23 protein-coding genes are annotated in these 22,788 nt (G+C 57.0%); 9 read left to right on the forward strand and 14 right to left on the reverse strand.

Translation table 11 applies throughout. From position 1 onward, the window contains the following. Nucleotides 1–9 precede the first annotated feature (9 nt). Nucleotides 10–1,635 (forward strand): methyl-accepting chemotaxis protein, encoded by a 1,626-nt coding sequence (locus ACEN9A_RS05975; RefSeq protein WP_258672641.1) that lies wholly within the window; start codon nucleotides 10–12, stop codon nucleotides 1,633–1,635. Between the two features lie 184 nt (nucleotides 1,636–1,819). On the opposite strand, the gene ACEN9A_RS05980 is transcribed toward ACEN9A_RS05975, so the two are convergent. The 3 genes from ACEN9A_RS05980 to ACEN9A_RS05990 all read right to left on the reverse strand — a co-directional run bounded on the left by ACEN9A_RS05980 (nucleotide 1,820) and on the right by ACEN9A_RS05990 (nucleotide 4,680). Then, the gene (locus ACEN9A_RS05980) at nucleotides 1,820–2,980 is read right to left on the reverse strand and encodes a GAF domain-containing sensor histidine kinase (RefSeq protein ID WP_258672642.1); all 1,161 of its coding nucleotides are present in this window, start codon (nucleotides 2,978–2,980) and stop codon (nucleotides 1,820–1,822) included. A gap of 158 nt (nucleotides 2,981–3,138) precedes the next feature. Continuing rightward, a complete protein-coding gene (locus ACEN9A_RS05985; RefSeq protein WP_007934833.1) occupies nucleotides 3,139–3,444 on the reverse strand; it encodes a PepSY domain-containing protein in 306 nt (101 codons plus the stop codon). Between the two features lie 108 nt (nucleotides 3,445–3,552). Beyond that, the gene (locus ACEN9A_RS05990; protein WP_258672643.1) at nucleotides 3,553–4,680 is read right to left on the reverse strand and encodes a glycerophosphodiester phosphodiesterase; all 1,128 of its coding nucleotides are present in this window, start codon (nucleotides 4,678–4,680) and stop codon (nucleotides 3,553–3,555) included. A gap of 235 nt (nucleotides 4,681–4,915) precedes the next feature. On the opposite strand from ACEN9A_RS05990, the gene ACEN9A_RS05995 reads away from it, so the two are divergent. Next, nucleotides 4,916–5,242: a DUF2025 family protein gene (locus ACEN9A_RS05995; RefSeq protein ID WP_019651740.1), complete on the forward strand. Its 327-nt coding sequence runs from the start codon at nucleotides 4,916–4,918 to the stop codon at nucleotides 5,240–5,242. 73 nt (nucleotides 5,243–5,315) lie between these two features. Here the strand turns inward: ACEN9A_RS05995 and ACEN9A_RS06000 are convergent, their stop codons facing one another. Further along, entirely contained in the window at nucleotides 5,316–5,639 is a 324-nt protein-coding gene (locus ACEN9A_RS06000) for an antibiotic biosynthesis monooxygenase family protein (RefSeq protein ID WP_019651741.1), read from the reverse strand. Next, nucleotides 5,636–6,343 carry a CTP synthase C-terminal region-related (seleno)protein gene (locus tag ACEN9A_RS06005; RefSeq protein WP_258672644.1) on the reverse strand — a complete coding sequence of 236 codons (708 nt, stop codon included), beginning with the start codon at nucleotides 6,341–6,343 and terminating at the stop codon, nucleotides 5,636–5,638. Before ACEN9A_RS06005 ends, ACEN9A_RS06000 begins: the two co-directional genes overlap by 4 nt. 15 nt (nucleotides 6,344–6,358) lie before the next feature. Between ACEN9A_RS06005 and ACEN9A_RS06010 the strand changes: the two genes are divergently transcribed. Then, nucleotides 6,359–7,318, forward strand: coding sequence for a LysR family transcriptional regulator (locus ACEN9A_RS06010; RefSeq protein WP_258672646.1), 960 nt, complete (start codon nucleotides 6,359–6,361; stop codon nucleotides 7,316–7,318). Here the strand turns inward: ACEN9A_RS06010 and ACEN9A_RS06015 are convergent. Next, nucleotides 7,293–7,838, reverse strand: a complete 546-nt coding sequence (locus ACEN9A_RS06015) for a DUF1003 domain-containing protein (protein ID WP_018926412.1) — start codon at nucleotides 7,836–7,838, stop codon at nucleotides 7,293–7,295. The genes ACEN9A_RS06010 and ACEN9A_RS06015 overlap by 26 nt on opposite strands. Before the next feature lie 140 nt (nucleotides 7,839–7,978). Then, nucleotides 7,979–8,587, reverse strand: a complete 609-nt coding sequence (locus tag ACEN9A_RS06020) for a TetR/AcrR family transcriptional regulator (RefSeq protein ID WP_258672652.1) — start codon at nucleotides 8,585–8,587, stop codon at nucleotides 7,979–7,981. 214 nt (nucleotides 8,588–8,801) lie between these two features. On the opposite strand from ACEN9A_RS06020, the gene ACEN9A_RS06025 reads away from it, so the two are divergent. Then, nucleotides 8,802–9,878: an MBL fold metallo-hydrolase gene (locus ACEN9A_RS06025; RefSeq protein WP_258672655.1), complete on the forward strand. Its 1,077-nt coding sequence runs from the start codon at nucleotides 8,802–8,804 to the stop codon at nucleotides 9,876–9,878. A gap of 113 nt (nucleotides 9,879–9,991) precedes the next feature. Further along, complete coding sequence (locus tag ACEN9A_RS06030) at nucleotides 9,992–11,527, forward strand: amidase family protein (protein WP_019651746.1); 1,536 nt, start codon at nucleotides 9,992–9,994, stop codon at nucleotides 11,525–11,527. 33 nt (nucleotides 11,528–11,560) lie between these two features. Here the strand turns inward: ACEN9A_RS06030 and ACEN9A_RS06035 are convergent, their stop codons facing one another. Both ACEN9A_RS06035 and ACEN9A_RS06040 read right to left on the reverse strand, forming a co-directional pair. Beyond that, the gene (locus ACEN9A_RS06035; protein ID WP_258672659.1) at nucleotides 11,561–11,827 is read right to left on the reverse strand and encodes a helix-turn-helix domain-containing protein; all 267 of its coding nucleotides are present in this window, start codon (nucleotides 11,825–11,827) and stop codon (nucleotides 11,561–11,563) included. Between the two features lie 52 nt (nucleotides 11,828–11,879). Further along, a complete protein-coding gene (locus tag ACEN9A_RS06040) occupies nucleotides 11,880–12,197 on the reverse strand; it encodes a helix-turn-helix domain-containing protein (RefSeq protein WP_019651748.1) in 318 nt (105 codons plus the stop codon). A 254-nt stretch (nucleotides 12,198–12,451) separates the two neighbouring features. Here ACEN9A_RS06040 and bglX point away from each other — a divergent pair, with 254 nt between their 5' ends. Then, on the forward strand, nucleotides 12,452–14,815 hold the full coding sequence (gene bglX / locus ACEN9A_RS06045) for a beta-glucosidase BglX (RefSeq protein WP_026346082.1): 2,364 nt from the start codon (nucleotides 12,452–12,454) through the stop codon (nucleotides 14,813–14,815). A 59-nt stretch (nucleotides 14,816–14,874) separates the two neighbouring features. Here the strand turns inward: bglX and ACEN9A_RS06050 are convergent, their stop codons facing one another. Further along, nucleotides 14,875–15,642 carry an AraC family transcriptional regulator gene (locus ACEN9A_RS06050; protein ID WP_258672662.1) on the reverse strand — a complete coding sequence of 256 codons (768 nt, stop codon included), beginning with the start codon at nucleotides 15,640–15,642 and terminating at the stop codon, nucleotides 14,875–14,877. Nucleotides 15,643–15,754: 112 nt separating this feature from the next. Between ACEN9A_RS06050 and ACEN9A_RS06055 the strand changes: the two genes are divergently transcribed. Both ACEN9A_RS06055 and ACEN9A_RS06060 read left to right on the forward strand, forming a co-directional pair. Next, nucleotides 15,755–16,573 (forward strand): sulfite exporter TauE/SafE family protein, encoded by an 819-nt coding sequence (locus ACEN9A_RS06055; RefSeq protein ID WP_258672664.1) that lies wholly within the window; start codon nucleotides 15,755–15,757, stop codon nucleotides 16,571–16,573. 26 nt (nucleotides 16,574–16,599) lie between these two features. After that, nucleotides 16,600–17,301 (forward strand): DUF6933 domain-containing protein, encoded by a 702-nt coding sequence (locus ACEN9A_RS06060; protein WP_258672666.1) that lies wholly within the window; start codon nucleotides 16,600–16,602, stop codon nucleotides 17,299–17,301. 14 nt (nucleotides 17,302–17,315) lie between these two features. On the opposite strand, the gene ACEN9A_RS06065 is transcribed toward ACEN9A_RS06060, so the two are convergent. Continuing rightward, nucleotides 17,316–18,305 (reverse strand): hypothetical protein, encoded by a 990-nt coding sequence (locus ACEN9A_RS06065; protein WP_258672667.1) that lies wholly within the window; start codon nucleotides 18,303–18,305, stop codon nucleotides 17,316–17,318. A 172-nt stretch (nucleotides 18,306–18,477) separates the two neighbouring features. Here ACEN9A_RS06065 and ACEN9A_RS06070 point away from each other — a divergent pair, with 172 nt between their 5' ends. Continuing rightward, entirely contained in the window at nucleotides 18,478–19,320 is an 843-nt protein-coding gene (locus ACEN9A_RS06070; RefSeq protein WP_258672668.1) for a DUF3298 and DUF4163 domain-containing protein, read from the forward strand. 224 nt (nucleotides 19,321–19,544) lie between these two features. Here the strand turns inward: ACEN9A_RS06070 and ACEN9A_RS06075 are convergent, their stop codons facing one another. From ACEN9A_RS06075 to ACEN9A_RS06085, 3 genes are all read right to left on the reverse strand, one after another. Next, nucleotides 19,545–20,258 carry an HNH endonuclease gene (locus tag ACEN9A_RS06075; RefSeq protein WP_258672670.1) on the reverse strand — a complete coding sequence of 238 codons (714 nt, stop codon included), beginning with the start codon at nucleotides 20,256–20,258 and terminating at the stop codon, nucleotides 19,545–19,547. Between the two features lie 116 nt (nucleotides 20,259–20,374). Further along, entirely contained in the window at nucleotides 20,375–20,908 is a 534-nt protein-coding gene (locus ACEN9A_RS06080) for a BRO-N domain-containing protein (protein ID WP_258672673.1), read from the reverse strand. Nucleotides 20,909–21,298: 390 nt separating this feature from the next. After that, a complete protein-coding gene (locus ACEN9A_RS06085) occupies nucleotides 21,299–22,549 on the reverse strand; it encodes a ribonucleotide-diphosphate reductase subunit beta (RefSeq protein WP_007934889.1) in 1,251 nt (416 codons plus the stop codon). Nucleotides 22,550–22,788: the final 239 nt, after the last annotated feature.

A 22,788-nucleotide genomic window follows, 5' to 3' on the forward strand; every position in this document is an offset into this window, starting at 1 on the left:
TACTTCCCGATGTCTTTGCAAAAGTCCCTTCGAGCACAAATTCTCGCCCTGTTGAGTGGCAGCCTGTTGGCGATGTTGTTGATCGCTTTGGCCTGCTTTCACTTTCTGTCCAACGGCGTTCAGAGCTACGCGAATCTGATTGAAGGCCCGTTGCACACTTCGCAATTGATTGATGAAGCCAACCTGCAATTCAAGGTGCAGGTCCAGGAGTGGAAAAACGTCCTGCTGCGCGGCAAGCAACCCGCGGATCTGGACAAATACTGGAAGCAGTTCGAGGAGGGGCAGCGCAATGTGCAGGGTATCCTCGGTGAACTGGCCGGGCAGAAGGGGATGGAGCCGCAACTCAAGACCCGCATCGAACGCCTGCGTGAGGAGCATCGTGTATTAGGTGCGGCGTATCAGAAGGGCCGTGATGCCTACGTGGCCGCTGGTGCCGACCCATCGGCCGGCGACAATGCGGTCAAGGGCGTGGACCGCGCTGCCAGCGAGCAGATGAATGAACTGGTCAGTGAACTGCGCAAGCAGAGTTTCGAACAATCGAAATTGATCAGTGCCAGTGCCGATCGCACCGTGTTGCTGGGGATCGCGGTGATGCTGGTGTCGGGTCTGCTGATTGGTTTGTTGAGTCTGTGGCTGGTCAATCGCAATCTGGTGGAGCCGATCCGCAAACTGATCGACTACGTGGCGCAACTCAGCCAGGGCCGGTTCGCCGAACGCGTGGCCAGCACCCGTCAGGACGAGTTGGGCAACCTGGCCAGGGCCGCCAACACCTTGCGCGATTTCCTCGCCGAAACCTTCAGTCGTTTGCAGCGCAGCGCGTCGGACCTGGACAGTGCCAGCGGTGAGCTGAACTCGATTGCCGGCCTCATGGCCAGCGGCACCAACGAGCAGTTCAATCGCACCGATCAGGTGGCCACGGCGATGAACGAAATGTCCGCCACCGCGCAAGAAGTCGCGCGCCACGCCGCCGAAGCGGCACGTGCGGCCGACGATGCCGATCAGTCCGCCCAGCAAGGCGAGAAGGTCATGCAGGGCACCATTCACACCATCACCCAAATGCGTGGCGAAATCGCCAACACCGCCACGGTCATCCGTCGCCTGGAAGAAGACAGCGGGCGCATCGGCAAGGTGCTGGAAGTGATTCGCGGCATCGCCGAACAAACCAACCTGCTGGCGCTCAACGCGGCAATCGAAGCGGCCCGTGCCGGTGAAGCCGGGCGTGGTTTTGCGGTGGTCGCCGATGAAGTGCGCAGCCTGGCCCAGCGCACGGCGGCGTCGATCATCGAGATCAACCAGATCATTCAAACCGTGCAAACCGGTGCGGTGGATGCGGCCCAGGCCATCGAAAGTGGCCAGTCGCGCAGCGAGCAAAGCGTCGAGCAAGTGACCCAGGCCGGCGCCATGCTCGAGCGTATCACCCATGCCGTGGAAGCCATTCGCGACATGAACCGCCAGATCGCCACCGCCGCAGAAGAGCAGACTTCAGTGGCCGAAGACATCTCGCGCAACCTCACCGAAATCACCAGCATCGCCAGTACCAACCTGGACAACGTGCAGCGCACCGAAGCGGCCAGCCATAACCTGCATGGGCTGTCAGGGCAATTGAATGAGGTGACGGCGCGGTTGAGCGCCTAGTGAAATGGGCTGTGTACCGAATCGGTTACCGAGTGGTACACGCATTCCTTGTATCAGCAGCCGAAGGCTGCGTTCGGCTGCGTAGCGGTCGTCAAACCAGTGATTGCGGTGTGTCAGGCAGACCGCGTCAGCCGGACTCACGACTGCTGCGCAGCCGAACGCAGCCTCGCAAGCTCGACAGCTGCTACAGATCGCATTGCAAGCTGAAGGTAAACGTCGTGCCCTGCGGCTCGGTCGATTCCACCTCCAGTTTGCCGCCATGGGCCTGCGCAATCTGATCGGCAATGTACAAACCCAATCCGAGGCCAGCCTGCGGTGTTCCGCCGGTCGGTCGCGAGTAGGGCTGGAACAGCTGCGGCAGTGCATCCTCGGCAATCAGCCCGTGGTTTTTCACGCTCAACACGAACTGCCCTTCGTTGACCTGCGCACTGACCTCGATCGGGCCGTCGGGATCGCCGTGGACGACGGCGTTCGCCAGCAGGTTGGACAGCAACTGCGCGACCCGTTCGCGATCGCAGTGAATGTCGCTCAGGTCGCCAATCGACGACTGAATGATGCGCTTGGGGTGAATGCTCCGGATCTCGGCAATCACATGCCGCAGCACATCTCCCAAATCAGGGCACGGCTCGATATTCACCGGGATGCCGTGACCCAATGACCCCCGCGCGAAGTCCAGTACATCGTCGACCAGTTTGGTCGCACGCCGGGCGCTGGTGAGGATATGCCGCGCCCGTTGCTCATTCGCCGGGTCTTTGAGTTTGCGCAGGAGCATTTCGGCACCGGCGCTGATGGCGAACAAGGGGTTACGCAGATCATGACCGAGCACGGCGATGAACTGTTCGCGCAGTTCGGTGGTTTTACGTTCCTTGATCGGCGCCGCTTCGGTCCGTTGCAGGTTTTCGTCGGCTTCGATTTGCAGCGCGAGCATCCGGGCGAACGATTCCATGGTGCTCTGGATCGTGCTGGACTTGAGCGGCGCGGGATCAGGATCGAGGGCGCAGAGGGTGCCGAAGAAGCGCCCGTCGGTGCGAAATACCGGCACGGCAATGTAGCTTTCGAAGGGATGGTCGCGGCAGAGCGGGTCTTCACTGACCTTGTCGATGACCACTGACTGCTGGCCCCGGCGAATTTCTTCGCTCAGCGTGGAGACCAGCTGCAGTTCATCGCCCACTTGCACGCCGAAATCCAGTCGATCGAGCACCGCGCAGGCGATCCAGGTGTTGTCGATGACGCGGGCCACCGCCGCGAACCGCAAACCGGTCAACTCACCTATCACCTGAAGAACCACCGGCACCGCGCTGATCCGGCTGATCGTGGCGATATCTGCTGTCGCTGTTTGCCCCATATCCCTGGTTCTCTGCTTCAACATGCTGAGTGGTGTTGAGGGATTCTAGCGGGCTTGCGCAAAAGGGCGCGACTTCGTTCATCACTTCAGCGATTTGCCTTACGCCGAACGCAAAAAAGCCGCAAGACCCGAAGATCGTGCGGCTTTTTGCAGTTGAATCACTTGTCTTGTTTGTTGCTCAGGACCTTGCCAGTGGCGGCATCGAAGTCCACGTCCCATTCGGTGTTGTCAGCCAGACGCAGTTCAACTTCATATTCGTAACCGTTGAAGTGGTTATCCAGGTCGGTATCAGTAATCGTGGCGCCCGGATGCAACTTCAGCGCGGCCTGGTTCATTTCTTCCAGGGGTTTGATCTTGCCGCTTTTGACCAACTCGGGGATCTGGTCGACGCGAACGTCAGCTTGGGCCAGGCCGGCGGTGAGGGTCAGGGCGGCAGCGGTGAACAGGGCAGTTAAGGTTTTCATCAAGTTCTTTCCTTGGAGGAGCTGTTTAAGTGGGATCAGGTTAAACAGCGCAACTTAATTCACCCTTAATTACCGTGGCGCCCGCGAAACAGGCGCCACGGTCTTGAATCAATACCCGTTGTTCTGCAACAACTGCGCAACACTCGCCGCCGCCGGGCGTTTATAGAACTTCAGCAGTTCGCTGGCGCGATTGGTGAAGATGCCGTCGACACCGGCATCCGTCACTTTCTGATAATCCACGGCATCGTCGATGGTGTAGACGTGCACCAGCATGCCCTGATCGTGGGTGAACTGGTTCATCCACGGTTTCACCAGGTCTGAATAGCTCTGATCGCCGCCCTTGGTCAGCGCGGCAGAAGGCCCGGTGCCGATAGCGCCCTGGGACTTGGCGTACTCGACCCATTGCTGGAATTCGGCTTTGTCTTTCGGTTCCTGTTTGGCGTAGTAAGTCGCTTTGTCCTTGTCTCCGGACTCAGCGAACGCCACTTTGGATTTCGGCTCGATGCTGCCTTCGCCGACCCACAACAGCAGGATTTTCGGCACTTGCGGCATCTCCTTCTCGAGCAGTTCGAGGCTGCTCTTCTCGAAGGTTTGCAGCACGACTTTGCCTTTCCCCTGGCCGACCGCCAGATTACTTTTTGCCAGTTTGGAACCCGTCGGGCTCAGCCAACCACGGTCCTGCAATTTATCCTTGAGATCGCGTTCGATGCCGGGAAACTGCTTTGGCTCCTTGGTTTCGATGTACAGGCCAGGCTTGTGCAGTGGATTGCCTTGGGCGATGTCGATGATTTCGTCCAGGGTCAGGATCTTCAGACCCACGTAGCCAGGACGCGCGCGATCCGGGTACGCCGTGTTGAACCAGCTGCCGGCATCCAGGGTTTTCAGTTCGGCGATGGTGAATTCGTTGGCCGGGCTGTCCTTGCGCTCAGGGAATTTGGTGGCGACGTCGGTGGTGCGTTGCAGGTTGTTGTCGTGCAGGGCGAACAGCACGCCATCCTTGCTGCGTTGCAGGTCCATTTCCAGGTAGTCGGCGCCCAGGTCGCGAGCCAGTTTGTAGGCCGCGGCGGTGGATTCCGGTGCATCGAAAGAGGCGCCACGGTGGGCGATCACCGCCGGGTGCGGAATGCCCAGGCGGGTTGCCAGTGCGCTGGGGCTTGGCTCGCTGGTGGCCTGTGCCTGGCCGAGGCCGAGCATCAGGCTCAGCAGCAGCGCGCTTTTGGTGAAGGAGACAGGCATGGTCGAAGTCCTTTTGCGATGAGTTTTCAAAGACGTATCTTTTAACAACTGAGCGCCGCTTGTGCTATCACCAGACCGACATAAACGTGTTTAAAGAAGATTTCTTCGACGCTTTTGTGCGGCTCTTTGCAGTAATCTTCACACCTGCAGTTTCCCCGGCAGAGGGAAACCCGTTCACTTGCCTGCGTGTAAACCATCGATCACCGGTCCTTAGCGACCTTTTGTGAGGTTTACCATGCGCATCACTTCCCAGCTCATTTGCCAGGCCGCCGACCAACTCAAAGGCTTCGTCGGCCTCAATCGCAAAACCGGCCAGTACATCGTGCGCTTCAGCGAAGACGCCTTCGGCATGGACGTGGCTGACGACGGCATCATCCCCGCCAGCGAATTCGTCTGGGCACCCGGCCCCGAGCAGACCATGACGCTCAAGCGCGAACTGATTCAGTTGCTGCTGGACCAGAACATCGACGACCGGATCAACATCACCGAGCCGCTGCGGGTGTACATGAATCGACAGGACCTGCCGCAGATTACGGCGGTGAGGAGTTTGGTGCGGGGGTGAGGGTTTTGCGGTGGCTGTTCTGGCGTCTTCGCGGGCAAGCCCGCGAAGACGGCCTCCAGAATCACCGGGTCATTCACTGTTTGAACGCATAGGCCCGCTCAACCTTGCACACCCGCGTATGACACGCCGAATACCAGGTCGATCGCCCACGCTCACGAATCGCGCTGTGCTCGGGGTGATGCTTCCAGGCCAGGATCGCCGCTTCGCTGGCCCAGTAGGACACCGTAATCCCGAGCCCATCCGCGCCCCGGGCCGATTCCACGCCCAGGAAGCCGGGTTGCTCACGGGCCAGCTCCACCATGCGTTCGGCGGCCTGTTCGTAACCGTGATCGCCTTCGGTGCGCAGCGAAGTGAAAATCACTGCGTAGTAAGGTGCTGCAGGTGTCTGGGCGATCATGATTTTTGCCTCGCGCAGGCCTCGATCAATGCCTTGACCAACGGCGGCAGCAGGCCTTTGAGCGCGGCGCGTTCCGGTTGGAACAGCGTTGCGACAAAGAATGGATGATCCTTCAGCTCCACTGCCCGCAGATCCCCCGCCGAATCGTGGCCAACCGCGTGCAACTGTCGCGTCAGTAGCTGCCGTTCAAACTCGGGATTCACACCGTAACGGCAACGGTAGCCTTCACGAATTTCAGCATTTTCGTACGCCTTGGCGATCAACGAGCCTTCAACCAAATGAATGCTGTCGACGGCTTCCACCAGCGCACAGGTCAGCGGCGTGAGTAACGCCCGCGTCGCGTTGGGCGAAGTCTCGCCGTGTTCGGCATCTTCCCAGCCCAATACGTTGCGGGCGAACTCCAGTACCGCGTGCTGAAAACCGCCGCACGTGCCGAGGAACGGCCGTTGTTGTTCCCGGGCAAAGCGGATCGCCCGTAGCGCGCCATCCATGTCGCGATAAGGGCTGGCGGGTACGCACCAGAAACCATCGAAGTCATCCAGTGGCGTATCGGTGGTGATGCGGTCGGTGGGTAGCCATTCAAATTGCAGGTTCATGCCGGTGTGTTCGGCGGCCATGCCGAGGGCGACGGGGATGGCTTGATGGGCGGTGACCTGTGGATCGTAGTCACCGATCAGGGCAATGCGGATGGCGTTGGTTTCCATGAGTGATCTCGACGCTTGTTGATTTCTGGCACCGACTATAGATTGGCGTTCACGCAATCAATATTGGCGTTATCCCAAGTGATCAATGCATCGACGCACTATCAGCTGGACTATCCCGACCTGTCCCTGATCCTCGCACTGGTGCGCGGCGGCTCTCTGGCCCGGGCTTCGGTGTTGTTGAAGGTCGACGTTTCGACAGTGTTTCGCGCGGTCCGCCGCCTGGAGGCCGCGCTAGGCCAGCAACTGTTCGAAAAAAGCCGCGTTGGTTACCTGCCGACGACGCTGGCGCAGACCCTGGCCGAGCAGGCTGAACGCGCCGAACAAGCGCTGGAGGCGGCGCGCATTGGCGTGGAGCAGGGCGGTGAAATCATCAGCGGCACGGTGCGCCTGACCTGCACCGATTCGGTCCTGCAAAGTCTGCTGTTACCGGCACTGGCGCGGTTCATGCCGTCTTATCCGGCGCTGACTATCGAACTCTGCACCTCCAACGACTTCGCCAACCTCAGCCGCCGCGACGCCGACATCGCCTTGCGGCTGACCCGCACCCCGCCCGAGCATCTGGTTGGCCGGCGATTGGCAGACATTTCCTACCGGGTCTGTGCCAGCGCGGCCTATCTGCAATCGGTCGAATCCCACGACCTGGCCTCATTGACCTGGATCGCCCCGGACGACTTTCTTCCCGATCACCCCACCGTCGCCTGGCGGCGTCAGCAGTTGCCCGGCGTAACACCCGGTTATCGCTGCAACAGCATGTTGTCGGTGACCGAGTTGGTGCGGGCCGGACTGGGCATCGCGGCGTTGCCGGACTTTTTGATCGGTGAAGAACTGCAACCGTTGACCGAGCCCCTGCACGGTTACGACACCGCGCTGTGGCTGCTGACCCGCCCGGACTGCCGCGCATTGCGCTCGGTGGTGACGTTGTTCGACGAGTTGGGGCGGGCGCTCCGGATCAAACCTTCGGTGGCTCCTTGCTGATGAAGTGTTGATGCATTTCCGAGGTCAGGCTTTCGATGCGCTCAGTCAGGGTCTTGGTGATTTCGGTGAGCCGGGTATTTTGCTCCAGCAACTCCTTCAGTTGCGCAGTGTTCCGCGCGGCCTGGGCCTGACGTTCACTGTTGGCGATGGCCAAGGCTTCACGATGTCGCGCATCGGCTTCGGACTGGGCTTTGTCCCGCGCCGCCTGACGCGTCTGGGCCAGCAGAATCAGCGGCGCGGCGTAGGCCGCTTGCAAGCTGAACGCCAGGTTGAGCAGGATGAAGGGGTACACATCGAATTGGGTTACGCCGGACAGGTTCAGGCAAATCCAGATCACCACCACCAAGGTCTGGGCGCCAAGGAAGGTCGGCGTGCCGAAGAACCGCGCAAAAGCCTCGGCGCGCAGGGCAAAACGGTCGGTACCGAAAGTAGGTGCCAGGTGCGCGTGAGGGCGATGGAAGCGCAGGTGATCGACAGGGCCGGTGATTTCGGTTTCGGTTTCGTGGGTCGGAGTGCTCATGATGCTCTCTGAAGGGGGCTGGGACTGAGGCTCACTATAGCTCCAGCGTCAGTCTCATTCAGAAACACATTACCGAGTTCTTATTCAGAGCGACCAATCAGCGATAAAACGGCGGACGTTGTCATTTTTTGCAGCTCAGCTCAGCACTCATAGCACGCCAGGAACATGTCCAGCGCAGATTCCACCACTGTGTGCTGCATCTCGGGCGACAGGCCCGTTTGGCCCATGGAAATCTGCGGCCAGAAGGCAAAGGACTTGAGCAACCCGTGGATCTGTTGCGCAGCGAACTCAGGCGCGACCTGTTTCAAGCGGCCATCGGCCTGGGCGGCACGAATCCACACGGTCAAACTTTCTTCGCGCTCACCCATTCGGGCAACCATGTTCTGCGCACGCTCGGGAGAGTGGATGGCGGCGGCGATCGCCACCCGCGCCAGGTCGAGAAAATTGTCATCGGCCAGCATCTGCAATTTCGCCTGCAACATCAGGCGCAGCTGATCGCGCAGGGGCAGGTCGTGGCGGTAGGCCGTTTCCTGTTCGGCCGTTACTCGGGTCCATAACTGATTGAGGATTTCGGCAAACAACTCTTCCTTGCTCGGGAAGTGGTTGTACACCGTGCGCTTCGACACGCCGGCGGTGGCGGCGATCTTGTCCATGCTGGTGATGTCGAAACCGTTGGTACGGAATTCGGTAATCGCCGCCTGGATGATGGCTTCGCGTTTTCGGTCGGTGAGGCGCTGTGGAGCTGTCATAAGTACGCTTCGGCAGGAAGAAGTGGAGAATTACACTTGGTAGTTTACTTGTGATCGGCTTTGATGCAACCTAGAAACTACACTGTGCAGTGTAATGTTGTGTTAATCCTGCACATTGAGAAATAGAATCTCGGCTGATGCGTGCATGCCTTGGCCATAAATCGTCCCAAGCGGAAAATCGTCAATTGTGCGGTTTTTCTGGAGTCATTCAGTCATGGCCACTTCAACTTCCCCAGCGAACAACGCTTCAACGCCTGAAGCGTCCCGACAGGCTCAAGGGCAGTACCGAAACCATGTGCCGGTGCAGCGCGAAGGCTTTCGCAAAACCTTGCGCATCCTTTGGAACTTCATCTTCAACAAACCGCACGACACCCGGCCGTCGGCCCCCGTTCCGGTGCAAACCCTGACCCAGGCGGCATTGATCGCCGCGCCTAACCACAGCGTCTATCGCCTGGGCCATTCCACGCTTCTGCTCAAATTGCAGGACAAGTTCTGGATCACCGACCCGGTCTTCGCCGAACGCGCCTCGCCCGTGCAATGGGCCGGCCCCAAGCGTTTCCACCAGCCTCCGATCAGCCTCGAAGATCTGCCGCCGATTGAAGCGGTGATCCTGTCCCACGATCACTACGACCACCTCGATCATCAGGCCGTGCTCAAACTGGCGGACAAGACCCGCTACTTCCTCACACCCCTGGGCGTGGGTGACACCCTGATCAAGTGGGGCATCGACGCCAGCAAAGTGCGGCAACTGGATTGGTGGCAGGGCACCGAGGTCGATGGCCTTCAATTCGTCGCCACACCCTCGCAGCACTTTTCCGGTCGCGGCCTGTTCGACGGCAACAGCACCCTGTGGGCGTCGTGGGTGATGATCGACGGCGACACGCGGATCTTCTTCAGTGGCGACAGTGGCTACTTCGACGGCTTCAAACGCATCGGCGAGCAGTACGGCCCATTCGACCTGACCCTTATGGAAACCGGCGCCTACAACGTCGAGTGGCCTCACGTGCACATGCAGCCCGAGCAAACCCTGCAAGCGCACATTGACCTTAAAGGGCGCTGGTTGCTGCCGATCCACAACGGCACCTTCGACCTGTCGATGCACGCCTGGTACGAACCTTTCGACCGTATTCTGGCGCTGGCCTGGGAACGGAACGTGTCGATCACCACGCCGCAAATGGGCGAGGCGTTCAACGTGATGTATCCGCAGCGTGGTGGCGCGTGGTGGCTGGATCTGGAAAATACGATGAAGGAAAAAGGACACATTGCTTGTAGCGGCTACAAGTCTGGATGAACTTTCGTACGGCCTTCGTTCCTTGTCGCTGACAGTCGTTTCCTACGGCTTCGGTAGGCTTTGAGGCGAGTGAAATGACTCACTCGTGATTAGCCATAATAAGGACGTTTTACATGAAGGACATTTTCAAAAGCCGCATGACGGTGCTGGCGCAGGCCATTGTGCTTTCCGTCGCGGGTTCCGCTTACGCCGATGACACCGCTGCAGCATCTGCAGCGGTCAACGCGCTCGAATACGAGAGTGTCAGCGAACTCACTGCAAAGATGGAGCGCAACGAACTCACCTCCGTAGCACTGGTGAAGCATTTGCAGGCGCGTATCGAGGCACTGGACAAGCAGGGGCCGGCAATCAACGCGGTCATGGAGCTCAATCCCCAGGCCATCGAGATTGCAATGGCGCTGGACAAGGAACGCAAGGACGGAAAGGTTCGTGGTCCGCTCCACGGGATTCCGGTTCTACTTAAAGACAACGTCGATACCGCAGACACCCTGCAAACGAGCGCGGGCTCACTGGCCATGGTCGGCCAACCAGCCGCAAACGATGCATTTGTCGTCAAGCAGCTTCGTGACGCAGGCGCAGTCATTCTCGGCAAAACCAACATGAGCGAATGGGCTTACGTTCGACAAATGGGCTTGCCCCACGGTTGGAGCGGCCGAGGTGGCCAAGGGAAAAATCCCCACGTACTGGGCGGCGAAATGTGTGGTTCCAGTTCCGGTTCGGCCGCAGGCGTAGCCGCCGGGTTCGCACCGCTGGCCATTGCCACCGAAACCAACGGTTCGATCACTTGCCCCGCCTCGGCCAACGGCGTGGTGGGCATCAAGCCGACGCTGGGGCTGTTCAGCCGTTCCGGCATCATTCCGATCACACGTCTGCAAGACACCCCCGGGACCATGACGCGCACCGTTCTTGACGCCGCGCTCATGTTCAACGTCCTGCAAGGTGTCGATGCTTCGGACGCCGCAACCAGCGACGCACCGGTAGGTGTCGATTACACCGCATTGCTCGCCAAGGATGCCTTGGACGGCAAGCGAATCGGTTACCCAATCGAGTACCTGGGGCCGGACGGTTCGGTGTTGCGCCCCGGTTCTGAGTTTCTGAGTGCATTGGCCACCCTGGAAAAACAAGGCGCTACCCTGGTGCCATTAAAAGTCCGGCTGCCAAATATTGAGGGCTACTTCAATGTACTCATGGCGGGCATGAAACATGAGCTGCCGGAGTACCTGGCCAGCCGCTCCGGATTGCCGATCCAAACGCTTCAAGGGTTGATCGACTTCAACGAACTCAAGCCTGGCCCTGAAGGTTACGGTCAACAGATGCTCAAAGACATCAGCAAACTGGACATGAGCCACGCACAGGCATCCGAACTGTTCGCGGCACTCAATGCCAGCTTCAAGGAAGCCATCGATGAGCAACTGACCGGGCACAATCTGGACGCCCTGATCGCCGATGCCGACGGCTATTCGCAATTCAGTGCCGCGGTGGCCGGCTACCCAGCCATCACACTGCCGTCGGGCATGAAGGGCGATGGCCTGCCCACCTCCGTGTTCTTTTACGGCCCGCGCTGGAGTGAACCTAAACTGTTGGCCCTGGCTTACAGCTATGAACAGGCTTCGTTAGAACGTCAGGCTCCGGCGTTTAAACAGCAGTAAAGGGATGTAACCGGGCCAGTGAGTTTTGTGGTGTCACTGGTCTGGTATGTCACGCCTGAGCATGGAAAGACATTCCACCATCCTGGTTTCACCGATGTCACGAAAGCTTCCACGTAACATCTCAGAAAGCGTGGCTTGCGACAGACCCATAATTTCAGACGCCTGAACGTGAGTCAGCTGACGAGCTTTGATGACCTCACCCATTTCGGTGGCAAGTTTTGATTTGGTGCTCATCGCTATTGCGTTATCCATTCCGAGATCTTCATAAGCGTTCCCGCTGCTTTCTTCTATTTCAATCATTGCCTGATTCCTTTTGTGTGATCCTGCAAAGCGCCTCAATCGATAACTTCACTCACTCAACCATTCCATAATCTGCCCGCCCCACCGGATTCGGTGTGGACCCTTTCACATTCATCCCTCGACCCGGTGCAAACCCCGGGAAGAACACCAGGCCTTGCGATTCAAACCGATACGCCAACGCCAGCCGGGTGACATCCAGCACCTCACGCTCTGCTTCGAATCGCTGGATGGCGTCAACGGAAACCCCGGATTCCTCGGACAACTCTTCCACACTCCAACCCAGCATCGCTCGGGCCTGGGCGCAGTGGGCGGGGGTGAACTGGAAGAGGGCGATACGTTCCAGGGTGATTTTCATTGCAAGAGAGGCCATGGTTTTCTCCGGGGATCGAGCGTGGCGATTCGAAAATGTACTGTGTTTTTGTACAGTTGTTCTGCGCCCGGATCAAACTCATTTTTTGATCGATTGTCTTTTTTCGCTCAGGCAGGGGCGTTGGACCGACTACGCTGTCTCTAGGCGGTTTCCTGAAAGCTCCAAATGATTGAACGTCAGCCTTCTGATCTTCAATGCAGGAAAGGTGGCGTTTCAAAAGCAGTGCGCCACAGCGTTATGCGGGGAAGGGAATCATGAAAAGACTACGTCTGCTATGTGCCCTGATCAGCTTTACAACTCTGCCGGTCCTGGCCGATACGGCATCGCCAAACAAAGATGCCTTTGTCACCAACCTCATCAATCAGATGACCCTCGACGAAAAAGTCGGCCAACTGCGGCTGATCGCTATCGATGAAAAGATGACGCCCGAAAAAATCTGCCAGGAGATCACTGCCGGGCGAATCGGGGGGACATATGGCTCTGTGAGCCGTTATGTAAACCGCCCCATGCAGGACGCGGCTCAACAGAGCCGCCTGAAGATACCGATGTTTTTCGGTTGGGACGTGATACACGGTCATCGAACCATTTTCCCCATCGGCCTGGCCCTGGCCTCCAGTTGGGATATGGACGCCATCGAGTTGAGCGGTCGAACGGCGGCGAAAGAAGCCAGTGAGGACGGTATCGATATGACCTTCGCACCGATGATCGATGTCGCCCGTGATCCTCGTTGGGGGCGCACATCCGAAGGCTTCGGTGAAGACACCTATCTGGTTTCACGCATTGCCAGAGTGATGGTCCAGGCCTACCAGGGCCAGAGCTTGAACGCGCCCGACAGCATCATGTCCAGCGCCAAGCACTTTGCGTTGTATGGGGCTGTCGAAGGAGGGCGCGACTACAACAGCGTCGACATGGGCCTGGCCCGAATGTACCAGGACTACCTGCCACCTTATCGTTCGGCGATCGAGGGTGGCGCGGGAGCCGTCATGGCGGCGCTTAACTCGATAAATGGTGTGCCGGCGGCGGCCAATAGATGGTTGATGCAGGATCTGCTTCGCAAAGCGTGGGGCTTCAAGGGACTGGTCATCAGCGACCATAACGGGGTAACCGATCTGGTTCAGCACGGTGTTGCGAGGAATCCTCGCGACGCGGCCAGGCTCGCCATCAGGGCCGGCATTGATATGAGCATGAACGACTCCTCCTATGGCCCGGAGTTGCCGGGGCTGCTTGAGTCTGGCGCTATTTCCCAGAGCGATATTGATAACGCGGTGCGGGAAGTCCTGGGTGCCAAGTACGACATGGGGCTGTTCGAAGACCCTTACCGGCGCCTCGGCGCTGCCAGTGAAAACGCAGCTGATAACAACCCCGAAAACCATCTGCACAGAGCGCAGGCCCGTGAAGTGGCACGCAAGACACTGGTGCTGCTGAAGAATGAAAACGGGCTCTTGCCGCTGAAAAAACAAGGCACGATCGCGCTCATCGGCCCGTTGGCAAAAAGTGCCGTCGACATCATGGGCAGTTGGTCCGCGAGCGGTGTGCCCGCGCAGTCGGTGACGATCTACGACGGGCTGAAAAACGCGATGAGCCAGGGCTCGCTGATCTATGCCCGAGGTGCCAATCTCGAGGAGGATCAGGAGGTTGTTAAATACCTGGAATACCAGGGCGTGTCCGAAATCGCCAACGACCCCCGTCCGGCAGCAGAAATGATTGACGAAGCCGTCAAGGCTGCACAGCAAGCCGATGTTGTGATTGCCGTGGTGGGCGAGCCCCGCAGCATGTCCCATGAAGCGGCCAGTCGAACCAGCCTCGATCTGCCTGGGCGCCAGAGTGAATTGATCACCGCCCTGAAAACCACCGGCAAGCCGCTGGTGCTGGTGTTGATGAACGGTCGGCCGCTGTCCATCGGCAAGGAGCAGAAACAGGCCGATGCGATCCTGGAAACCTGGTACAGCGGCTCCGAGGGAGGCAATGCCGTTGCCGATGTATTGTTCGGTGACTACAACCCGTCCGGCAAATTACCCATCACCTTTCCACGTTCCGTGGGGCAGATCCCCAATTACTACAGCCACCTGAACACCGGCCGTCCGTACCTGCCGGGTGCGCTTCGCAACTACACGTCGCAATATTTCGATCAATCCTATGGGCCGCTTTACCCCTTCGGCTATGGGCTGAGCTATACCGATTTCAGCCTGACCGACATGGCCCTGTCTTCGACCACGCTGAACAAGACCGACAACCTCGTCGCCAGCATCATGGTGAAAAATACCGGCCAGCGTGACGGCGAAACGGTGGTTCAGCTGTATATCCGCGATGTCGTTGCCTCTGTCGCCCGTCCGGTCAAAGAACTGAAGAACTTTCAAAAAATCATGCTCAAGGCCGGCGAGGAGAAAGCAGTCCACTTCAGCATTGATGAGAACGACTTGAAATTCTTCAACTCCCAACTTGAGTACGTCGCCGAACCGGGCGAGTTCCGGGTGCAAATCGGCCTGGATTCCCAGGATGTGAAGGAGCAGAGTTTTGAATTGCTGTCAGAACAAGCCAGTCAAGACAATCATCCGCCTGGTGCAGAACCTGTAGACGCGAGCGGTGCGGCGATCCGACTTGCCCACGAAGAACGATGATGCGTAATCCCTGAAATACCGCGTTGCATTCTTCGCGGGCAAGCCTCGCTCCTACGGGGTCATTTCGCCCCCTCCAGCCAAACGGACGGTGCCTGCCCCAGCACACGACGAAACATGGTCGAAAACGCCGCCGGGCTTTCATAGCCAAAATCCAGGGCAATCCGCGTCACCGGCGTGTCCACCGCCAACCGTGCCAAGGCCAGCACCACGCAGGCCCGCTGCCGCCATTGGCTGAAACTCAGCCCGGTCTGTTGGCGGAACAGACGATTGAACGTACGCAGGCTGATATGCAACTGATCGGCCCATTGTTGCGGCGATTGGTGAGCGTTCGGTTGCCGGAGAAACGTCTGACACAACCCGAGCAACCGCGAATCCATCGGCAGCGGGATGTGCAACGGCAGGTGAGCACTGCGCGCCAGTTCATGCAGCAACAAGTCGATCAGCGCTCCGTCGCGCCCGGCCTCGTCATACTCCAGCGCAACCTCCACCGCCTCCATCAACAAATGCCGCATCAACGGCGAAACACTGATCACCTGGCAGCGCTTGCCCAGATCAACCGCCCCCGGTTCGATATACACACTGCGAGTGCTCACCCCCAGCATCAACACCTCATGCGCCACCCCCGGCGGAATCCACACCGCCCGCTGCGGCGGCACCACCCAATTGCCGTCGAGCGTGCTCACCTGCATCACCCCGGTGGCGCCATACAACAACTGCGCCCGTCGATGGGTATGGCGCAGCAACCGATGACCGTCGGGATAATCCGTACCGATGGCCAACACCGGCCGTGGCGTGTCGTCCAGCAGATCAATCGAAACATTGCGCATCGAGCGGCACCCAGCGGTTGGCGTAAACGCAAACATTATTGGCTGACTTGCTGAAGCAGGCCAAGCCCCGTCGCTCTATCGTCGGCCACTCTCAACCCATGGACGATGCGCGATGTTCTTCTACCTCTTGCTGGCACTCTTCGGCTGCATGACCGGCGTCACCGCCGTGCTGTTCGGCTTCGGCGGCGGATTTGTCGTCGTGCCCTTGCTGTACCGCATGCTCACGGCCAGCCACGGCATCGACGATCCCATCGGCCAAGCGGCGATGCACATTGCCGTAGCCACCTCGACCTGCGTGATGATCGTCAATGCACTGATCGCCACCAGAAAACATCACCGCGCCGGCAATCTCATTCGCCATTACCTGTGGCCGTTGGGCGGGTTCATCGGCTTGGGCGCGATCGTCGGAGCTGCGGCCGCGATGTGGGCGAGTGGTGAGCTGATCCGTTCTGTCTTCATCGTTTACCTGGGCGTGACCATTCTGGACTGCTTGTTCAGACGCGGTTTTCTTACGCAGTCCTACATCGAAGTCCCACGGCGATTGGGCGGGGCAGAAGTGTCTGGCGGCGGTGTGGGAATTGGCGCTATTGCCACTTTTCTTGGGGTGGGCGGCAGCGTCATGACCGTGCCGTTATTGCGCCGTTGTGGGCTGAGCATGTCCCAGGCGACGTCCATGGCTAATCCGTTGAGTCTTCCGGTTGCGGTGGCTGGGACGCTGACCTATATGGCGATGGCGGGGTTTACCGAGTTTGATCTGGGGCCGTGGTTTGTCGGTTATGTGGATGTGCTGGCGTTTGCGGTGCTGACGGTCGGGTCGCTGGTGGGGATTCGGCTGGCCACGCCGTGGATCGGGCGGATACCGGATCGGGTGCATGCGCGGGTTTATATTGGTTTGCTGCTTTTAGTGATGCTCGGCATATGCGTTAAATAGCGGCACAGACCTCTCGAGAGCCCAGGATGTTGATCTTCAACTGCACCGAAGCCGCCAGCACCTTCTTCAGCCGCGTCCACAAGGGCAAGAAAATAACCCCGGTGGAGAAACCTCCATCGTCCGTTATCGAGGACGACGAGCAGGGGGACTCAGCCGAACAGTGGCTGGTCCACGCCATTACCGTGCAACGCAAGCACGTGTTGTTCGTCATCCATGTGAAAACCCGTTATTGCATGATTTTCGCGGACGCGAAAAAGGCTGACGTGGAAGGTTTTGTTCAACGGTTTTCCGAGCGATGGATCAACGGACTGATGCGTGATGCGCTACGCCATGACGTCCTGCAATGGGTTGGTCATGACGCCATGCTGGAGCGATTTAACGAAAGCCGCCAGTACAGGCTATACAAGCGAGGTCATCGCAGTGCGCAAGGCCACATCAACGAAATTGCCTGGATCTTTGAAGATTACGCCGCAGAGTGGGGTTGTTTACCGCCAGACGAAATCATGGCTGGCCGCTTTGACGCGCAGATGAACGACACCGTGAGAAGCAACAATGGTGTCAAAGGTTATTACTTGCCGGACGAGGAGATGATGGCCCACTGGTTACGCCAGTACTGCGGCCTTGACGAGGCCGGCATCCAGGCTGCACGTGATCGGCGTGAGGAAGTAAGAAGGCAAATATGGGCGCTGGAAGCCACCCTCTCGACGCAAGATCAGCTGCTGCAGTAACGCAGTGGCTCGAATTACTTACCTGCCAACCCCGACGCTTCCCGAATGATGAAGTGATCCAGGTTCTCGATGTTGGCACTGAACACCCCGAACGTCTGTTCGGGGTGTTTCTTGCTCGGCACCTGCTTCAACTCCGGCGTCACGCCATAAAAGAAGCAATACAACTCGGCATCACTGTCGACGGCGTGCTTGATCTCCTCCAGAAACGCCTTGCGCTTGCGGTAGTTGTCGATCAGCTTCTTGCTCAGATAAACGTTCACCGAATAAGGCTTCTTCTTCGCCTCGTCCGCTTGCTTGAACCAGACCTTCTGTTCGAAATCGATGCGAAAGCTCTGTGTGTAATCCTTGATCTCCTTGATCTTGCCCCAGTAAATCAGCCCCTTGTTGTCCTGCAGGTACTCGATCTTCTTGAAGAACGACCCATAAGGCGCCGTGTGCTCGCCAATCTTCAGCGGCATGCGCTTGAGCAGATCCTTGTCTTCGAAATTCGACACAAAACACTCCACCGGATGGGCGAAGACACTGGTCTTGTCCGGTGCCGACTCCCGGCTCGGCTGCTCGACGTTACTGGCCGCTGAAGAGGGTTTCGGATCGTCCCGCATCACATCCGCCGCCACCGCTGGGGTCGACGGCTTACGCACATACTCACGCCGAGTCAGCAACAACTCCGACGGAAAATGCTCCTCCCGACCGTCATCCGACTCCGCCCCGTCCGCGTCCACACCTGACGCCGATACCTTGAGACTGACATAAGGACAATCCGCCACATGCCGGGTGCTAGGCATGTTCTTGAAATGCGGCGTGCGCACGTAATTCACATTCTTGGCGTTGAACGTTCCCAACACGTTGGCGGCATCGAACGCTAAGCGGCAGGCATCGTTGGGGCACTGGAAGTGCTCCTTGGCGGAATCGAACGCCATGGTTTCGTCGAAATTCAAATCGCGCACGTCATAGATCGACAGCTTGTCGTCGAGGCTGAGGCAGTAGGCGAGGTTGAATTTCATGGTGGGCTCGGGTCCTAGATGTTGGGGTAGAGGCTAGAGTGCACGTTTTCCTTTTTATAGGATAGGTAGGGTGGAAGTACTTTTTCACGATTTATTGTTGTGGTTTAATCTTCTGGTTGCTGGGTTATTAAGTTTGGTGATGTTGGATGCTTTATTAAGAAAGGAGATGTAAGTGCGTTTTTTTCCAAGCAGAAAGCAATGGATTGGGTGGAGTCTGCCTAGTAAGTTAACAGCGGTGGGTTTTTATTTGACACTGTTGCCTATGGTTATAGGTGGGGTGTCTTATGTTGCTGTAAAGGTGGAGAGGTATTTGTCAAGTCAGATCGGTATTGTTGATGTCGTGATGGTGGGAGATGATTTTAAGGACGTTTTTTCTAGCTTTCATTCGGATCGCAATATAGATGTCTCTTACCCATACGTGAGTGCGATACTTTCGAGTGATTTTATTGATAAGATTAATCGGGAGATTGAAAGTAATGTTTTGGATGCGATTCAAAGTAATTTGTTGGAATATCGGGTGCGCTATGAGACGGGTGTTTTGACGAAGAATCTAATTAGCTTGAAAGTTTATCAATACTATTATTACGATGGCGCGATGAACGGGAACGAGTCTGAGTTTTCTCTTAATTTTGATCCTGTTGCAGAGAGATTTTTTGATTTTTTCGACGTTTTTGATGCAAGGCGAGATGCTTTAAATGAGCTTAAGAAGAAGATATCTAGGGAGGTGAGTACGATATGTGAGTATGGTGTATTTGACGATCGTTTTGAAAAAGCAAGTTATGTGCCTAGGTTTTTTATTAAAGAAAATGATGTTGAGTTTGTATTTAGTGAGTATGAGGTTACGCCTGGGGTGTGCGGGAGCTTTGTAGTTAAATTGCCCTATAAAGATATAGTTAATTACTTGAAGGTTGATGGCCCTTTAGGTCACTTAGCTCCTGCTTCAGGAGATTGGGAGGCAGGTGGGCACTTTGTTAATAGTGTTATGGAGGAGCTAGAAAAGCTTAAATCCAAGTAATAGATCGCTTTAATCTAAAAGCTCGGGGGTCTCAAAAATAATCAGTAACTGACGTCCTTTACATACGCATACATCTGTGGCGAGGGAATTTGCTTTCGCTGGGCTGCTCAGCAGCCCAAAACTCGACAAGCGTGGTACATCAGACAGATCAAGTTGTTTGCTTGGCGAACTCTTCGCAGTCGAACGGGAGCAAGCTCCCTCGCCACAAATTTTATTCAGCCCAATTACTCAGGCTTCAACCGCTCAACCTTCATATAAAGCGAAGCTGTGAATTCATCCCGATCACTTGCATGGTGACAGCGTCGATGACAATTCGGACATAGAGCCACGGCATTGCTCGGACGATCCGAACCTTCCTGCGCCAAATGCTTAACGTGATGAACCTCAAGAAACGGTCTGCCGTCTTTTTCAAACGGAGCTGGTTGGCCGCAGCCCTCACAGATACCTTTGGCCTCTTGACGGACCCATGCTCTCACCTCCGGATCGCGAACATAGGATTTTCCGCTTGTCTGAGTTTGCTCTGGTTTCACAATCCCTTTCGGCTCACCCTTGAACAGCTGTTTCTCAAGTTTGACGGCGCGGCGCTCCAGTGTTGCCTCATCAGCCGTTGGAGCAAAATCTTCGGGCGTCAAAGTGCTTTGAGCGTTAAGTGCTTCACGAATACTGAGTTCAACATTTACACCGACATTCTTGGCGGGTTTGTACCCCTCAATGCGATCTCTTCCGAGTTCGACTAACACGGTAGAGATGTTTTGCATCCGAAACTCAACCGAACCTTTGGTGCGGCCCGCTAAGGCACCCTCGCGCAGCACGCGATTCTCATGAGCCTTATTGACCTTCTGACCGCTTTGCTCGCGTGACAACATGCTGAGATAGGCATCGACCGCAGCCTGAATCTCCGCGTCACTCCAATCGCTGTTGCTCTTTCCAGTATCCATACAATCGCCGAGGGTTGAAAACCCTCGGACGATACTGAGTGGCCATCACGGCTGTCTACGAAAATTCCTACAAAAAATAGCGATGGATCTCGCAAGAGATCCTACAAACACGTCTTCTAACCCATCGAATGCTTCGACGACTGAAATACCTGCGTAACCTTCCGCCACCAAGGCCTAACCACCGTCACGCGCCGCTGCGATTGATCGCTCAACAGGTACGGCATGTCCCGAAGCCGAATCCAACTATCATCCTGCCAATGAAGCAAACTCAACGACATCTCCGGCCAATCCAAGACACTCAACATCGGACGATCCGAATTTTCCGAGGGTTTTGCATCGCGCAAGGCCGGCACCACCTGATGGGTCAACCACTCACGCAGTAACCGATTCCCTGGAACGTAGTGATAAACCAACAGCGCATATACACCTGACTCGCTGAGTATCAGCTGTTTTTCTGGTTGCCGGAAATACTCAATCCACAAAATGCGACGCTGATCCTTATCCAGCTTGCTGACCATACGATCACTCAGATGGACGCCCATTAGGCGACCGATATCGCGGGCGCAGAACCATGGTTGATTTTCAAGAAGAAGGGCATGGAGGTGAAGGTTGTGGCGGGTGAAGATCGTCGGGCTAAAGGGATCACGCATGACCGATCGGTGTGGAGCTTCTGCAGGCATATCCATTACCTCTACGTATGAGTGGAAGAGGGCCGGAACCCGACGTAGAGGATCTAAGAAATCCCAACAGGCTGTTTCTCCCACTCACAGGATTACGCGTATATCGCTGATATCAGCGCGCGTACTGAGGAAAGGAAGTTAGCTTCTACGTTGGGCGTTTCTTAGGCACCTGCTATAGAGCTTAGAGATGCTCTGAAACGACATCAATGCGGACGGTGCTGGAATTGTTGTAGGAGTTTTAGTAGCGAAGGTCGAAATTAGTGAGAATTTTCTTACCCAATAAAAAGGCCCCGATCAGATCGGGGCCTCTTGCAATTCGATTTTTCGATTTACATCGTTAAATCACGGCTAGCTGAGGAATCAATCCCAGCTAAGTGCACCGCCGGTTTGATACTCAATAACCCGAGTCTCAAAGAAATTCTTCTCTTTCTTCAAGTCCATGATCTCGCTCATCCAAGGGAACGGGTTAGTCGTCCCTGGATACTCTTCCTTCAAACCAATCTGGCTCAAACGACGGTTAGCGATGAACTTCAGGTAGTCCTCCATCATCGCCGCGTTCATGCCCAGTACGCCGCGAGGCATGGTGTCACGTGCGTATTCGATCTCCAGCTGAGTACCTTGCAGAATCATCTGCGAAGCTTCTTCCTTCATCTCGGCATCCCACAGGTGCGGGTTTTCGATTTTGATCTGGTTGATCACGTCGATGCCGAAGTTCAGGTGCATGGATTCGTCGCGCAGGATGTACTGGAACTGCTCGGCGACGCCGGTCATTTTGTTGCGGCGGCCCATGGAGAGGATTTGGGTGAAGCCGCAGTAGAAGAAGATGCCTTCCAGAACGCAGTAGTAGGCGATCAGGTTGCGCAGCAGCTCTTTGTCGGTTTCGACGGTGCCGGTTTCGAACTTCGGATCGGAGATCGAACGGGTGTATTTCAGGCCCCAGGTGGCTTTTTTCGCGACCGATGGGATCTCGTGGTACATGTTGAAGATCTCGCCTTCATCCATGGCCAACGATTCGATGCAGTACTGGTAGGCGTGGGTGTGGATCGCCTCTTCGAAGGCCTGGCGCAGGATGTACTGGCGGCATTCCGGGTTGGTGATCAGGCGGTACACGGCCAGGACCAGGTTGTTGGCAACCAGGGAGTCGGCGGTGGAGAAGAAGCCGAGGTTGCGCATCACGATGCGGCGCTCGTCGTCGGTCAGGCCTTCCGGGTTTTTCCAGAGGGCGATGTCGGCGGTCATGTTGACTTCTTGCGGCATCCAGTGGTTTGCGCAGCCGTCCAGGTACTTCTGCCATGCCCAGTCGTATTTGAATGGCACGAGCTGGTTGAGGTCGGCGCGGCAGTTGATCATGCGCTTTTCATCGACAGCTACACGGGCAGAGGCGCCTTCCAGTTCGGCGAGGCCTTCGGCGACGTCGAGGGAATCCAGGGCAGCCTTGGCGCGGGCGATGGCGGCGGAGTCCGTCGCGGTCACGGCGCGGGCCTCTTGAGCGGCGGCACCACCGGCGCTGTCGAGGCGGTCCATGTTGGCTTCAGAAGCGTGGCCGGCATTGGCGCCTTTTACAGCGACTTCGCCGTCATCTTCTTTGTCGAATTCGTCCCAGCTCAGCATGACGTGTCGTCTCCTGCGTGAGGGCCAGTTGCCCGTGTGAAAACTGATAGGTTGGTTTTTCACACGGCCGGTTCTGGCCGCGTTGGATCTAAAGGAAATCGTTTGTTGCAGCAGTACAACGCAGGCAATAAACAGAATTTTGTACGGGTGTTCCGAAGCCGCTGATGGGCGCAGAGAATGTGAACCGCTCTGCGTGGGCTTCAGACTGGCTTTTCACCCCTGTAAGGGAATATTGCAGG

It is taken from the genome of Pseudomonas sp. Pseusp18, assembly GCF_059506005.1.